This window comes from Klebsiella sp. CN_Kp075, assembly GCF_040065055.2.
GTDB lineage: Bacteria > Pseudomonadota > Gammaproteobacteria > Enterobacterales > Enterobacteriaceae > Klebsiella > Klebsiella aerogenes.
In genome coordinates, this window is sequence record NZ_CM198050.1 from 171,300 (window position 1) to 186,168 (window position 14,869).

General features: G+C 54.8%; 14 protein-coding genes. 4 read left to right on the forward strand and 10 right to left on the reverse strand.

Going from position 1 to position 14,869, the window contains the following annotated elements; genetic code table 11:
• Positions 1–194 precede the first annotated feature (194 nt).
• Positions 195–1,010, forward strand: coding sequence for an AraC family transcriptional regulator (locus ABLV78_RS00815; protein WP_047047699.1), 816 nt, complete (start codon positions 195–197; stop codon positions 1,008–1,010).
• On the opposite strand, the gene araD is transcribed toward ABLV78_RS00815, so the two are convergent.
• From araD to yiaK, 8 genes are read right to left on the reverse strand one after another with little or no spacing between them, the layout of a single operon-like run.
• The gene (gene araD / locus ABLV78_RS00820; protein WP_047047702.1) at positions 997–1,713 is read right to left on the reverse strand and encodes an L-ribulose-5-phosphate 4-epimerase; all 717 of its coding nucleotides are present in this window, start codon (positions 1,711–1,713) and stop codon (positions 997–999) included. The two genes, ABLV78_RS00815 and araD, sit on opposite strands and share 14 nt — an antisense overlap.
• Complete coding sequence (locus ABLV78_RS00825) at positions 1,707–2,567, reverse strand: L-ribulose-5-phosphate 3-epimerase (protein WP_045390681.1); 861 nt, start codon at positions 2,565–2,567, stop codon at positions 1,707–1,709. The genes araD and ABLV78_RS00825 overlap by 7 nt, the downstream gene beginning before the upstream one ends.
• The gene (gene ulaD, locus ABLV78_RS00830; RefSeq protein WP_047047705.1) at positions 2,560–3,222 is read right to left on the reverse strand and encodes a 3-keto-L-gulonate-6-phosphate decarboxylase UlaD; all 663 of its coding nucleotides are present in this window, start codon (positions 3,220–3,222) and stop codon (positions 2,560–2,562) included. The genes ABLV78_RS00825 and ulaD overlap by 8 nt, the downstream gene beginning before the upstream one ends.
• The gene (locus ABLV78_RS00835; RefSeq protein WP_047047708.1) at positions 3,219–4,724 is read right to left on the reverse strand and encodes an FGGY-family carbohydrate kinase; all 1,506 of its coding nucleotides are present in this window, start codon (positions 4,722–4,724) and stop codon (positions 3,219–3,221) included. The genes ulaD and ABLV78_RS00835 overlap by 4 nt, the downstream gene beginning before the upstream one ends.
• Positions 4,725–4,772: 48 nt before the next feature.
• Entirely contained in the window at positions 4,773–6,092 is a 1,320-nt protein-coding gene (locus ABLV78_RS00840) for an MFS transporter (protein WP_047047711.1), read from the reverse strand.
• 50 nt (positions 6,093–6,142) lie between these two features.
• Positions 6,143–7,066, reverse strand: a complete 924-nt coding sequence (locus ABLV78_RS00845; protein WP_047047713.1) for a DUF4862 family protein — start codon at positions 7,064–7,066, stop codon at positions 6,143–6,145.
• Between the two features lie 38 nt (positions 7,067–7,104).
• A complete protein-coding gene (locus ABLV78_RS00850; protein WP_047047716.1) occupies positions 7,105–7,569 on the reverse strand; it encodes a YhcH/YjgK/YiaL family protein in 465 nt (154 codons plus the stop codon).
• An 11-nt stretch (positions 7,570–7,580) separates the two neighbouring features.
• On the reverse strand, positions 7,581–8,579 hold the full coding sequence (gene yiaK, locus ABLV78_RS00855; protein ID WP_047047718.1) for a 3-dehydro-L-gulonate 2-dehydrogenase: 999 nt from the start codon (positions 8,577–8,579) through the stop codon (positions 7,581–7,583).
• Positions 8,580–8,796: 217 nt separating this feature from the next.
• Between yiaK and yiaJ the strand changes: the two genes are divergently transcribed.
• Both yiaJ and ABLV78_RS00865 read left to right on the forward strand, forming a co-directional pair.
• Positions 8,797–9,615 (forward strand): IclR family transcriptional regulator YiaJ, encoded by an 819-nt coding sequence (gene yiaJ / locus ABLV78_RS00860; protein WP_045390824.1) that lies wholly within the window; start codon positions 8,797–8,799, stop codon positions 9,613–9,615.
• A 118-nt stretch (positions 9,616–9,733) separates the two neighbouring features.
• Entirely contained in the window at positions 9,734–10,222 is a 489-nt protein-coding gene (locus ABLV78_RS00865) for a 4Fe-4S binding protein (protein WP_047047721.1), read from the forward strand.
• A 36-nt stretch (positions 10,223–10,258) separates the two neighbouring features.
• Here the strand turns inward: ABLV78_RS00865 and avtA are convergent, their stop codons facing one another.
• Together avtA and ABLV78_RS00875 are read right to left on the reverse strand one after the other, a co-directional pair.
• A complete protein-coding gene (avtA, locus tag ABLV78_RS00870) occupies positions 10,259–11,515 on the reverse strand; it encodes a valine--pyruvate transaminase (protein ID WP_015369199.1) in 1,257 nt (418 codons plus the stop codon).
• Between the two features lie 172 nt (positions 11,516–11,687).
• Positions 11,688–13,718 (reverse strand): alpha-amylase, encoded by a 2,031-nt coding sequence (locus ABLV78_RS00875; protein ID WP_047047725.1) that lies wholly within the window; start codon positions 13,716–13,718, stop codon positions 11,688–11,690.
• 315 nt (positions 13,719–14,033) lie between these two features.
• On the opposite strand from ABLV78_RS00875, the gene ABLV78_RS00880 reads away from it, so the two are divergent.
• On the forward strand, positions 14,034–14,861 hold the full coding sequence (locus ABLV78_RS00880; protein WP_063447255.1) for a protein bax: 828 nt from the start codon (positions 14,034–14,036) through the stop codon (positions 14,859–14,861).
• Positions 14,862–14,869 lie beyond the last annotated feature (8 nt).

Below are 14,869 nucleotides of genomic sequence, written 5' to 3' on the forward strand. Positions count from 1 at the left end.
TGTCATTAGCAAAGTACGTTAATTATTTTGCACGGAATATTAACGGCAACAAGGGAAGGAAAAAGTATAAAAAGATGACGATTCCGACTTCATCGCGAAAATGTGATTTCGATCCGGCAGAGCGCTATTTTATGATGAATAATCAAAGCGTAATCCACTTAATTATTGTCGTGATAATAGAATATTGAATATATATGCTTAATTTATCCATGCCGCTGCCAATTAAAGTCCAAAATGGTGGCCTGTTTATCTCTCGCGGCGTCGGCAGCCACCCGGCGAGGAAGTTACAGTCCTGGGAGATCATTTTTGTTGAAAAGGGGACATTAACGATTCGCGAAGATGAGGAGACATTCTGCGTTCGTGCCGGAGAAAGTTTGCTGCTTTGGCCGGAGCGGTTACATGTAGGTGTGGAACAATTTCCGGCAGACCTTAAATTCTACTGGCTCCATTTTGAAATGATCCCGGAGGCGTTGGTTTCATCATGTCAGCCAAAAATTGCGCTGCCGCAGCATACCCGCGTAGCTGAACCTCAATATATTATTTCGCTATTCCGCCAATTCTTGCGTGAGCAGGAAAATATTCATCGCAGCGTCGCGCTGGAATTAATATTGCTGCTGATTTTGCAGCAACTTTCCGCCGCTGCAGAAGAGTTGCCGGTCGATACTCCTGGTAATGCGTTGGCGTGGAAAGCACAGCAGATAATCCTTACCCAGTATCATCTGCCGCTTTCCGCGGCGACCCTCGCCAAAGAACTGCACTGCAACGCGGACTATCTCGGGCGGGTTTATCGCCATGCGTTTCATTTAACGCTGACCGACGCATTACACCGCCAACGGGTAAGGGCGGCGGAGAAGCTGTTAATCAGCGATTCATTATCGCTTAGCGAGGTGGCGCGGCAGTGCGGCTTTAACGATGTGGGCTATTTCCGCAAAATCTTTCGCAAACATACCAGCCTGACTCCCGCGGCCTGGAAGCGACGCTACTGCAAAGAGCACATTAATTCGGCATAGAAGGCGTGTCCTGTCCGTAATAGGCATTCGCGCCGTGCTTACGCAGATAATGTTTGTCGAGCAGTTCTTGCTGCATATCGGCCAGCTGTGGCGTGAGCTGACGGGAAAAAAGCCCCATATAAGCGCACTCTTCGAGGACGACGGCATTATGCACGGCGTCGGCGGCGTTTTTACCCCACGCAAACGGACCGTGTGAATGCACTAGCACTGCCGGGACCTGCATGGGATCGAGATCGCGCGCTTCAAAGGTTTTAACGATCACCTCGCCGGTCTGATACTCATATTCACCATTAATTTCATCGGCAGTCATCAGGCGGGTACAGGGGATCGCGCCATAAAAATAATCCGCGTGCGTGGTGCCCCAGGCCGGTAAATCCAACCCTGCCTGCGACCAGATAGTCGCGTGGCGCGAGTGGGTGTGAACGATACCGCCGATTTGCGGGTAGCGGCGGTACAAGGCAAGGTGGGTTGGCGTATCGGAGGAGGGCTTTTTAGCGCCTTCAACCACATGGCCGCTGGCGATATCGACGACCACCATGTCGTCAGCGCGCATGACGTCGTACTCCACCCCGGATGGCTTGATAACCATCAGCTTGCCCGTTTCATCGACGGCGCTCACGTTGCCCCAGGTGAACGTCACCAGCTGATGCGCAGGTAGCGCCAGGTTGGCGGCTAATACTTCAGACTTCAATTGTTCTAACATGTGAAACCTCCTTCTTGCATCCGCGCTTCTATCCAGCGGCGCGCCTGTATAATTTCCAGTACCGGCTCTTTAGCTTTTTCCGTCCACATCTCAATTAAGAATGAACCGCGATAGTTCAGCTCATGCAGCGTTTTGAAGATGCCGACAAAATCGACACAACCCTCGCCGAAGGGGACGTCGCGAAACTGCCCCGGCGATTGTGCGGTTACGGGTAGCGTGTCTTTAAGATGGATAGCGGCGATGCGGTCGATGCCCAGTTTAAGCTCGGCGCTGACGTCGTTGCCCCAGGCGCTCAGATTGCCGACGTCCGGATAGACGCTGAACCACGGCGAGGCGAGCATCTCGTCCCACTTTTTCCATTTGCTGATGGAGTTCATAAACGCGGTGTCCATGATTTCGACCGCCAGCATGACCTGCGCCGCGGCCGCCTGTTCGACCGCCCACGCCAGCCCTTCGGCAAAGCGTTGCTGCGTGCCGTCATCGTGTTCTTCGTAGTAGACGTCATAGCCTGCCAGTTGGATGGTGCGGATCCCTAAATCGCGAGCCAGCTGAATGGCTTTGGTCATGATCTCGCGCGCCCGCAGGCGGGTTGGCTCATCGCGGCTGCCAAACGGGAAGCGGCGATGGGCAGACAGGCACATTGACGGAATGGCTACCCCGGTCTCCAGCATCGCCGCGACCAGAGAGGCGCGCTGGGTGGCGCTCCACTCCAGGCGCGCCAGACGTTCGTCGGTTTCATCGACCGACATTTCGACAAAATCAAAACCACAGCTTTTCGCCAGCACCAGCCGTTCCGGCCAGCTAAGGTTTTTCGCCAGCGCTTTCTCATAGATGCCTAAGGGATGATTACGCATGCTGCTCTCCCCAGATGGCGTCGATTTGGGCGTGGAAATCACCTGCCACCTGCGCGGGCTGCGCCGCGCCCGCCAGCGCGCGTCCGGCAATAAACGCTTTGACGTCAATATCGCTAAACAGGGGTAAGTCGGCCGGCGTGATGCCGCCGGTAATAGACAGTTGCAGGCCGATATCCGACAGCGCTTTCATACGCGCCAGATCGGCGTCGCCCCACTGCTGGCCGCTGGCCTGTGCATCGCGGCCGCGGTGATAAATCGCCTGGCGGACGCCGATGCGGTACCAGTCGCGCGCGTCATCCAGCGTCCAGTTACCGAAGAGTTCAATCTGAATATCGCCGCCGCAGGACTGGGCGACGGCATGGCCTTTCTCAACGGTCGCCAGCGGCGCGGCGCAGATAATGGTCATCCAGTTGGCGCCTGCGGCAAAGGCCTGTTGGGCCAGCGTTTCGCCAGCATCGGCGACTTTCCAGTCGGCGACGATGATTTTATCCGGACACTGGGCGCGCAGGGCTTTTACCGCGTTGAGTCCTTCCGTCAGACACAGAATTGTGCCCGCTTCCACGATATCAACGTGATGGCGCAGTACGGCGACATCGCGCTGAGCGGCTTCCAGGCTGGTATGGTCGAGCGCCAGTTGTAGTAATGGTCGGCTCATAATGTGTGCTCCTTAATGCGGGCGTGATAGCCCTGTAGTGCGCTAATCAATTGCTGGTATTGGCGGTATTTACGCTGATAAAGACGGTGTGCGGTCATGTCAGGCAGCAGGGTTCGTACCGGATGCTGCAGGCTGCTCAGGGCCTCGCGGAAGTGGCGATAGACGCCGGTACCGACGCGGGCGGCAAGCGCGGCGCCAAAACAACCGGTCTCTTCAACCTGCGGCAGTTCGATGCGCAGACCACTGACGTCCGCCAGCATTTGCATCCATACCTCGGAATGCGCCGGACCGCCGGTGACGCGCAGAGCCTGGACTCGGGTAAAGCGCTCGCGCATGCGGTTGAGATGCGTCATATGGCTGAAGACCACCCCTTCATACACCGCCTGTAGTAAATGCGCGCGGGTGTGCATGGCCTGCATGCCGTAAAAACCGCCGGTCATCTCCAGGCCGGCGTTACTACCGTAAAGGAACGGCAGAAAGAAGAGCTCGCTTCCCGCTGTTGGCAGGCTGGCGACGGCCTCATTAATCTCGGGAAATGAGAGCCCGCCCCACTGCGCGGTAAACCATTCAAGATTGCCGGAAGAGGTGGGGCTCGCTTCGTGGACGATGTATTCACCGTCATTGACGAAACGGCCATAGACGTAAGGATGAGCTTCATGCTCACGCAGCCCGTGGGTGATCCCGCTGGTAACCGCCCAGGTCCCCATCACCGCATTGAGCACTGATTCATCATTGAGGCCCGCGCAGAGCGCGGTAGAAACCACATCAAACAGACCGCCGACGACGGGCGTTCCCGCCGCCAGACCGGTAACGGCGGCCGCCTGAGCGGTGATTTCCCCGCATATTTCCGCAGAGCCGACGATCGGCGGTAGCGCCTCGTCAATTTCACTTATGCCTAACCACTGGGTCAGGCGTGGGTCGTATTGCCCGCTGTTCATGTTGTAGAGATTGGACTCAGAAATGTTGCTCTCTTCGCAGCCCTTCATCCCGGTTAAACGCCAGCGAAGATAATCATGGGCCATCATGACGCAGCCGATTTGCCCATAGCGCTGCGGTTCATTTTCTTTCAGCCACCGCAGCAATGAAGCGGGATGGCCGGTCCACAGCGTCTGGCGGGTAAGGGGATACAGTCGCTCAGGGATGCCATCCTGCTGCCAGCGTTGAACGATTTCCAACGCCCGACGATCGGAGGAGAGCATCGCGTTACCTAACGGGCGATCCTGTTTATCAAGTAGAAATAGCCCTTTGCCCTGCGCGGAGATAGCGATGCCCTTGATTTGCTTACCATTGACGTTAGCGGCGCTGAGCAGCCTGGCGATGGTTTCATGGCAGCGTTGCCAGAGCAGATCCATTTCCCGCTCGGCGTATCCCGGCTGCGCGCTGAGGGTGCGTAAAGGGCAGCGCTCGATACGCCGCTCTACGCCCTGGCTGTTATATAAACCGGCTTTTAGATAAGTACCGCCACAATCGATACCCAGCCAGAAGGTCTCTTTTTCACTCATCTTAGTCTTCCAGTTTTTCCGGACGACGCCTGGCCGTCCGGGACAGTTTTAAGCTGCGTGGTTACGCGGAGTCATCGTCTTTGCGGGTGCTGCGCCGGCATCGCATTTTGCCGGCAGCAGCAGCGCCATCAGGGCCGCCAGCGCCAGTGAGATAGCCAGGCAATAGACGCCGGCATCTTTGCTGTAGAGGGTGATCAGTACGCCCACGGCGTAAGGGCCGCAGAAGCCGCCGAGGTTACCGAGAGCGTTGATCACCCCGCGGGCGCCGCCGGCCATTTCGGCGCTGAACAGGCGTGCCGGTATGGTCCAGAACACGCCTGCGGCGGATTGCAGGAAGAATCCGCAGCCAACCAGCGCGGCATAGGCCAGCCAGATGTGATTTTTCAACGCCACGGAGAGGAACATGCACAGTGCGAAGCCGATCAGCGGCAGGCAGACAAATAGCTTGCGTTTGCCGGTACGATCGGAGAGCGAAGAGAAAAGGAACATACCGGCAATCGCGCCAACGTAGGGCAGGATGGCGAGCACGCCGACTTGTCCCATGCTGCTATGGGTCAGCTCTTTCAGAATGGTCGGCAGCCACAGGGTGTAACCGTAAATCCCGGTTTGGTAGAAGAAGTTAAGGGCGATGAGCTGCCACATGGTTTTGTCAGAGAGCACCGCGCCGAGCGAGGCATTTTTGACTTCAGTTCCGGCAATCGCCTTTTGTTCCGCCGCCAGCGTTTCGACCAGGTAGGTTTTTTCCGCTGCGGATATCCAGCGCGCTTCCTGCGGACGGTCATAAACGGTGTATGCCCACAGCGCCAGCACGACCACCGAGAGCAAGCCTTCGATAATAAATAGCCAGCGCCAGTCGAGAACGGTGATGATCCAGCCTGACAGCGGGGCGGTAATAATCCCGGCAATCGGCACAAACATAATCACAATGGCGTTGGCGCGGCCGCGTTCAGCGTCCGGGAACCAGTTGCTGATCATCGTTAGCACCACCGGCAGCATGCCGCCTTCCGCTACCCCTAATAAGAAGCGCAGGATCAGCAGTTGATATTGATTGGTGATTAAACCGGTCAGTACGGAAATAATGGCCCAGGCGACCAGCGACCAGCCGATAAATTTCTTGCCGCTGCCGTGTACGGCAATTTTTCCGCCAGGGACTTGTAAGAATAAATAACCGATAAAGAAAATACCGCCAGCGAGCCCCGCCATGGTGGCGGAAATACCCAGTTCGGCATCCATACCGCCCGGCATCGCAAATGCGATATTAACGCGGTCCATATAGGAAATAATACAGGCAATAAGAATCGGTGGGATAATTCTCAGCCAACGCTGGCGTGGAATATCTTTTGCTGTAGGGCGAGAGGTCATGTTCATATTAATATTCTCGTAGAGTAAATATTATGACAATGAAAACGTAGTTGTTCTTATGCGTTTTTTAATAGGGTGATACCGTCACGCAAAATGGCTATGCGGTGGTTAACATCGGCATTCGCGTCTATTTCCAGTAATTTAATACCGGCGAACTGCAACGATGCGCCGGCGGCGCAGGCGAAAATATCGCGGGCATGCTGCGCGGTCATCAGGCTTTGCGGGCAGAAGGGGGCAAACGGCGCGTGTAAATCCTGCCATTCGCCATATTCGCCTGTTTGGGTGGTGCCGGAAAACATCAGCGCGCCCAGTTTCCCGGCCTGTTTAACCTGTCGGGTATGGGCCAACGGCAGCGCGGTATCGCGGCCTTCAATGGCCGAGCGCGCCCAGTTAATGCACACGCTTATCTCGTAGTCGGCAATAACTTCCAGTACATTATCCAGCGGCAGGAAGCCTTTACGCGGCGCCGGGCCATTCATCGCGTCACAGTGTTCCAGCACCAGGTCGCAGCGCCAGTCCCAACTGGCGATTTCTTTGAGCGAGCGGGAAAAGGCGTCCGTTGCCTGGGCGATGTTTTGATCTCCCGCCAGCGGCGCGGCCTGTAACTCAAGCGCGGTGACTTTACCGGGTTGAATACCGTTGATTTTATTAATTTTGCGATGAAGGTGGCGGTAGTATTCAACGCAGGCTACACGCTGTTGTTCATCGCTGGAGGCCAGACCGAAACCCGCGTTCTCTCCGCGGCGGCGCATGGTTTCCATAATGGCGGTAATCACAATTTGCCAGTTATCCGGCGTATGGCGCAGCAGCCACTCATCGCCTAAAGGATGGATATGCTCAAGACAAGGCTGTTCTATGCCACGAATATCTGGAGTATCGGCAAGTTGTCGCCAGAATTCCTTCTCTTCCTCTTCACTCTTTTGGTGAAATGAGGGGGCACAGGGATACGCACCGATAATATAACCGGTAGTAATGTTCATTATGTGCTCCTGTAAATTTAATGAGATAATTAGTTCTTTTACAGAATATCGATAGCTACCTTGACGACTATTTTTCTAATAGGGGTGGCAGTCATTTTAATGCATCCAGGGCGATGCACATCTTGTGGAAAGAATATGGCATAGCTACCGGGTATCATTTCAATAAACGATTCGTGTTGACTATCGTGATAAAAAATAATATCGCGCTGTTCTAATAACGATTCGCTGATCTGGTTATTTCCGCTATCGATGGCGATACCTATTTTTTCTTCACCGGAAGCGAGAAACTGAATATCTAAATAACGCCGATGTACCTCCGGACGGTTTTCTGTCGCCGCGCGGGTGGTCAGATCGATGATCTGCGCAAAAATATTCTTACCATCAATTTCGACGACGCCGGGCGGCTGGTGGCGAAAATCGGTAGTCCGAAGAAAATCGAGCGCCTTTTCAATCGCTGCCGGTAGACGGCACGGATTCGGTTGTGAAATATGGCCGAAGATCATAGTGGTTTCCCCTATAGAGCCTGAATTTTGGCCCATACGCTGTCGTCGACGGTGATCCCATTACGGCGGTTTTCTTCCAGCAATCGCGTAAACTCGTGGCCCGGTAGGCGGACCGCCACATTTTCATCGGCGCGTTCGGCGGTGGTGATAAAGTCCATGATCCGCTGTAGTTTGGCATCGCGAGTTTTGCCATCAATGAGCTTGTCGACTTCAATGGCGATGAAAATCTGCGATACGCCATATTCGTCGCTATTGTCCTGGGTGACTTCAGCAACGGAGGAACCGTTGGAAAGCAGAGTGGCTATCATATCCAGCACAATTGATAAACCGGAACCCTTCCAGTAGCCCATCGGCAGGATACGGCGATTTTTCTCAATCACGCCGGGTTCTTTCGTCAAATTACCGTCATCATCAAACCCGCCATCTACCGGCAGCGTGCGGCCAGCCAGGCGATTAACCTCCAGCATGCCGTAAGAGAACATCGACATCGACATATCGACCATTGTGATGGGAGTGGAGGGAATTGCCACGATCAGCGGATTGGTGCCAATGCGGCACTCTTTCGCGCCCCACGGCGGCATGACGGCGATGGAGTTGGTCCAGCAAATGCCGATATAGCCTTTTTCCGCCGCCTGCCAGCCGTAGCTGCCGCCGCGCATCCAGTGGTTGGCGTTGCGTAATGCCACCAGGCCAATGCCGTGGTCGGAGGCCAATTCAATGGCGCGATCCATCATCTTTTTCGCCGTCAGATTGCCAATCCAACGCCGGGCATCCCACTGCTCAATAGCGCCAAGGCTGGTGACGCGCTGAGGTTTCGCATCCGGAATGATATCGCCGTTATCCAGTTGCTGAATAAAACGTGGAAAGCGATTCACTCCGTGTGAGTAGACGCCGGATTCCGTGGTGCGGGCGAACATTTCCGCGCAGGCGTCGGCGGTTTCCGCCGCAATACCGCGTGAGAGTAATACCCGATTGAACGCCTCTTTTAGCTGCGCAAAAGTTACTTTCATTCCCGTGTTCCCCTTAGGGTTTGAGTGATTTTTTATCTTTACGTTTCATATATCGAAATCTGATTTCAAATATAACGATCAATTTTTGACAGATCAACGGCAGATGCTATTTTTAAAAATCATTAAAATCAGTTGGTTGTGTTTTTTCAGTTCAGATCGTGAACTGAACCACACTTTGCGCTACCATCAGAGCGCGATTAAAAAGGAAGCCGAAGCGATGGGCACAAAAGAGAGTGAAATGACGCAAGAGAAAGAGAGGCCAGCCGGAAGCCAGAGTCTATTTCGCGGGTTAATGCTGATTGAGATCCTCAGTAACTATCCAAACGGTTGTCCGTTGGCGCATCTGTCTGAACTGGCGGGCCTGAACAAAAGTACCGTGCATCGGTTGTTGCAGGGCCTGCAGTCCTGCGGCTACGTTACGCCGGCGCCTGCCGCCGGAAGTTACCGCCTGACCACCAAATTTATAGCCGTGGGCCAAAAGGCGCTGTCGTCGCTGAATATTATTCATGTCGCTGCGCCGCATCTTGAAGCTTTAAACATCGCCACCGGCGAGACGGTGAACTTCTCCAGCCGTGAGGACGACCACGCGATTCTGATTTATAAGCTGGAGCCGACTACCGGTATGCTGCGTACCCGCGCCTATATTGGCCAGCATATGCCGCTGTACTGTTCGGCGATGGGCAAGATCTACATGGCGTTCGGCCATCCTGACTACGTTGCCAGCTACTGGGATAGCCATCAGGATATTATTCAGCCGTTGACCCGTAACACCATTACCGGCCTGCCGGCGATGAACGACGAGCTGGCGCAGATTCGCGAACGTAATATGGCGATGGACCGCGAAGAGAACGAACTCGGCGTCTCGTGCCTGGCGGTACCGGTATTCGATATTCACGGTCGCGTGCCTTACGCCATTTCGATTTCGCTGTCGACTTCGCGCCTGAAACAGGTTGGTGAGAAAAATCTGCTCAAACCATTGCGTGAAACGGCAGAGGCGATTTCCCGCGAGCTGGGGTTTGTTATTCGCGAAGGCTAAGGCAACTGGCGAGATCTTGCTGGGTATTTGCCTAAAACGCAGCTGATTCCATTCAGGATCAAAGCGCGCAGCGGGGTTTTTCTGGCACGCTGCGTTTTTATCCCGAAGGGAGTTGAGGATGAACCGGTTTATTATCGCCGATGCGCAAAAGTGTATTGGCTGCCGAACCTGCGAGGTGGCCTGCGTGGTGTCGCATCAGCAGGGGCAGGATTGTTCTACCGTCTCTGCAAGACGCTTTGCGCCGCGGATCCGGGTAGTGAAGAGCGATGAGTTATCAACGGCGACGCTGTGTCGTCAGTGCGAAGATGCTCCTTGCGTGAACGTCTGCCCGGAAGGGGCAATACGCCATGAGGGCGACGTCTGGCGAGTCGATCAACGGCTGTGCATTGGTTGTAAAAGCTGTATGGTGGCGTGCCCTTATGGGGCGATGACGGTGATGTTGACCGACGAAGGCGTGCAGGCGCTGAAGTGCGACCTGTGCGCGCACCGGCAAACGGGGCCGGCGTGCGTAGCGGCCTGCCCGACTCAGGCGCTGCGCTGTATTGAGCCCGCCGAGCTGGAAAGATTAAGCGCCGAGCGCCGTCGTTGGGCGGCGCAGGCAATGTAACTGGATGTTCCCGGCCAGCGATGGCCGGGAACATCATCAGGCGTCTTGCTCCTGCCAGGCGCGCTCAATCTCTTCGGCAAGAATTTTAACCCCCGCCTCGATTTTCTCCGGGTCCGGCACGTAGTTCATGCGCATGCACTGATGCGTATGCGGCCACGGCTTGTCCAGCCCCGGGAAGAAGTAATCGCCCGGTACCATCAGCACGCCGCGTTGCTTCAGGCGCTGATACAGCAGCTCGGTGGAGATCGGCAGATCCTTAAACCACAGCCACAGGAAAATCGCCCCTTCCGGTTTATGAATCAGGCAGCGTTCTTCCGGCAAATAGCGGCGAATGGTAGCAATAGTTTCCTGAACACGCTGATAATAGAACGGTTTAATTACCGTTTCGGACAACCGCAGCAGGTCCTTGCGCTTGATCATTTCGCACATCATCGCCGGCCCAATTCCGCCCGGGGCGAGGCTGATAATGCCGTTCATATTACTGATCGCGGTGATGATTTTTTCGTTGGCGATGATGATGCCGCAGCGGGTGCCCGGCAGTCCGAGCTTGGATAAACTCATGCACAGCACAATATTCGGGTTCCACAGCGGGCGCGCTTCGCTAAAGATAATGCCGGGGAAAGGTACGCCATAGGCGTTATCAATAACCAGCGGGACGCCATGCTGGTTAGCGAGAGCATCCAGTTTGATGAGCTCTTCATCGGTAATGACGTTACCGGTCGGGTTGGTTGGCCGGGAGACGCAGATCATTCCCGTCTCTTCGGTGATCTGCAGGTGTTCGAAGTCCACGTGATATTTGAACTGGCCTTCCGGCAGCAGTTCAATGTTGGGGCGGGTGGCGACAAACAGATCCTCTTCCAGCCCGGAATCGGCGTAGCCGATATATTCCGGCGTCAGCGGGAACAGCACCTTGCGGGTGGTGCCGTCGGCACGGCGGCCGGCAAACAGGTTAAATAAGTAGAAAAATGCGCTCTGGCTGCCATTAGTCAGAGCAATATTCTGTGGTTCGATCTCCCAACCTAATTCTTCGCGCAGCATTTGCGCAAGCAAGGTCAGAAGCTCGCTTTTCCCTTGCGGACCATCATAATTGCAAAGCGCATCAAGGGCTTTGCCGTTATCCAGCATATCGGCCAGCAGGCTATTGAAGTATTCATTCATCTCCGGGATTTGCGCGGGGTTGCCGCCGCCCAGCATGATCGCGCCCGGTGTGCGCAGGCCGTCATTGAGGTCTTCCATCAGGCGGGTGATGCCTGAATGACGGGTGAATTTGTCGCCGAAAAGTGAAAATGTCATCGCGGATATTCTGTTGGTCTTCTGGAAAGGGAATTACCATAACGCCAGCGTCAACGCGGTGCAAATCGGCACAGGAGGGAGCGATCTATTTTTTGTTCTGCTAATAGGGGAGATATTAGTAATTTGTGCTGAAAAGGCTCCCGCCAGCGGCAAGGAGCCCAGTAAGCGACTGCTATTGCTGTCCGGCCCAGACAACCATCACTTTATCAGCGCTGCTTTCACGCACGAAACCATAGCCCTGCTCTAGCGTCAGCGTCTGTTGTTTACCCATACCAATGGCCGGATGGCGGGCGCGGAATTGGGCGATTTTTTGCCAGTGCGCGACGTTATCGGATGCGCTACCGACAACATCCTGCCAGTTCATATCGGAGCGGGTACCCTGCAGCGGGTCGGAACCCGTGGGGCCGAACGGACGTGAAGATTCATCGCCATAGAAGAGTTGTACGGCGCCTGGCGCGAGTAATAGCAGTTCCGCCGCCCGGCTTCCGCCTTCGCGGAACAGGCGGGTATCGTGCGAGGAGAGATAGCTCAGCACGTTGAAATCCTGCAGCTTGTCCGCCATCTGCTGCCAGGTGGCGTCCATGTTTGCGAGACAGTTTGCTGCTTTCGCCGCTTGATCCTGATAATCGAAATTAATCATCGCGTCGAAACCGTGGCGATAGTAGTCGCTCTGCATCACGCCGTGGCCCCAGGCCTCGCCGGTCATCCAGAATGGGGCGTCATCCAGCGCTTTCTGCGGATTCGCTTTTTTCCAGTCTGCCAGCGCGGCCGTGGCCTGGGTTTTGAGCTGCTGCCAGGCGTCCAGTTCGACGTGTTTCGCGGTATCGACGCGGAAGCCGTCAATCCCGTAGTCGCGTACCCATTGGCTAAGCCAGTGGGTCAGATAGTCGCGCGGCGTGTAGCCGGCTATCTCTTTGGCGGCGGTATCTGGCTTATGACGATAGAAATTTGGCAAGCCAGAAGGGAGCGTCGATTCGGTTTTCAGATCCGGCAGAAACGCCAGCGACATGGTGAGATCGTCGAAACCTGGATTGTCGTAGTCGCCGATATCGGTGCGGATCCATTTTTTCCCCCACCATTGTTCCCAGCCCGCTTTATCGCTGAAGTTAATGTAATCATTGAAGCTATGCCAACTTTGCCCCGGCGCCGGTTTCCAGTCGGTCCAGCGCTCGCCAAGCGTTTTTTTCAGTTCATCGCCTTTCAGGTACAGCGAGCCGAAGTGAAATTCCTGCATATCGGCAAGCGTGGCGTAACCGGTATGATTCATGACGATATCAAACAGGACGCGCATGCCGCGCCGATGGGCCTCATCGACCAGTTGCCGAAGATCGGCTTCGTCACCCATGTTGGCGTCAAGACGGGTCCAGTCCTGGGTGTAGTAACCGTGATAAGCGTAGTGGGGAAAGTCGCCTTTGGCGCCGCCGCCAACCCAGCCGTGAATTTGCTCCAGCGGCGAGCTTATCCACAGCGCGTTGACGCCAAGCTGTTGAAGATAATCCAGCTTGCTGGTCAGCCCCTGTAAATCGCCGCCGTGGAAGGTGCCTATCTCCTGCATACCGTCTTTATGGCGCCCGTAGCTGTTGTCATTGGTCGGATTACCGTTGACGAAGCGATCGGTCAGGACAAAATAGATCGTGGCGTTATGCCAGTTAAACGGCGCGCTGGCGGCGCTATCCGCTTTTTCAAGCAGCAGGAGCCCATTACTGCCTTCGGCGGGCCGCAGCGTGATTTTGCCTGCTTTCACCGTAGCGAGATTACCGCTGTAAAAATCGCGGACCTGGCTTCCCTCGGCAAACGTCTGGCCGACATCAAACGTTAACGGTTTACCATCCCACTTCGGACATTGGCGCACCAGCGGCTGCGTGCTGGCTGTTTCCTGTTCCGCCAGCGACAGCATCAGCGTTGGCGTACCGGAGCGGGTATCGACTTCCAGCGTATAGCGCCCGTCGCGGAACACGCGCCACTGCGGCGGCGTATCCCGACAAGGTTCCAGCGATAGCATCTGATTGAGTTTTATCGCCCCCGCAGGCTGCCAGCACTGTTGGTCAAAACTTATCCGCAAAGGGCGGGTACCCTTCGTCACCTCATTTTGCGTCGTGAAGCGGCCTGCATCCTGTTCAGTGAAGGCGGGAAAGTCAGCGGTTGTCCAGGCGGCAAAAGCCATCCCGGGCAGCAGTAGCGAGGCGAGCGCAGCGAGTTTCATGCTGGAGTCCTGTTAGCGGTTTTTATCACAGTGTGCCTGCGCGCCATAAGGTTGAACTCATCCTGCCGCTAAATTTGCGGGGAGGATGAAAAGGGGTGAGTGATTTAGTTCAAAAAATGAGCTATAAATGAGATGGAGATAGCATTTCTGCACCTTCGCGACGGTGCAGAAACCGATTTCAGATGACAGCGATTCGGAATTGGCCTATTTCTCTTGATGCTCTCTCTGGGTATTTTTGATACTATTCGCGATTCAACTATCGATTTTTTGCGAAAAACAAGGTGTTGGAATGAGTAAATCCGACCAGGAGACCTAATGATATCGATTCCCATGCGACGATATGGGGCTGCGATACTCATGTTACTTACCTGTATATTTTCAGGTAGTGTGTTGGCGACAACGCACACAGCAACAAAGAGTCATAAAGCCTCAGTAGTTAAGAAAGTAAAGAAGCCCAGTAGTATCAAGGTTAGCAGTAAACAAGAGTATTCTCGCAATAGTGTAAAGAGCAGTTCACTTCCTGATTTGCGAAAATACCCTTCCGGGACACCAAGGAAAAAAGCGTTTCTCCGGACGGTTATGCCTTACATTACAAAGCAAAATCAAGCGATCACGGCAGATCGTAACTGGCTTGTCTCTAAGCAATACGACGGCCGTTGGTCGCCGAGCGAGCAGGCGCGCCTGAAAGACATCGCCTCACGTTATAAAGTGAAGTGGTCTGGCAATACTCGCCATATACCATGGAACTCGCTGCTTGAGCGCGTCGACATTATTCCGAACAGCATGGTGGCAACCATGGCGGCGGCGGAAAGCGGTTGGGGCACCTCGAAGCTGGCGCGTGAGAACAACAACCTGTTTGGTATGAAGTGTGGCGGCGGTAACTGTCGCGGTGCAATGAAAGGCTACTCCCAGTTTGAATCTGTCGAGCAGTCGGTTCAGGCTTATGTAAAAAACCTGAATACGCACCCGGCTTATTCATCCTTCCGTAAGTCTCGCGCACAGCTGCGTAAGACGGATCAGGAAGTAACTGCCAGCGCGATGATCCACAAGCTGAAGGGATATTCGACAAAAGGGTCGAGCTACAACAACTATCTCTTCGCCATGTATCAGGACAATCAGCGCTTAATTGCCGCTCATATGTAATCATCAAT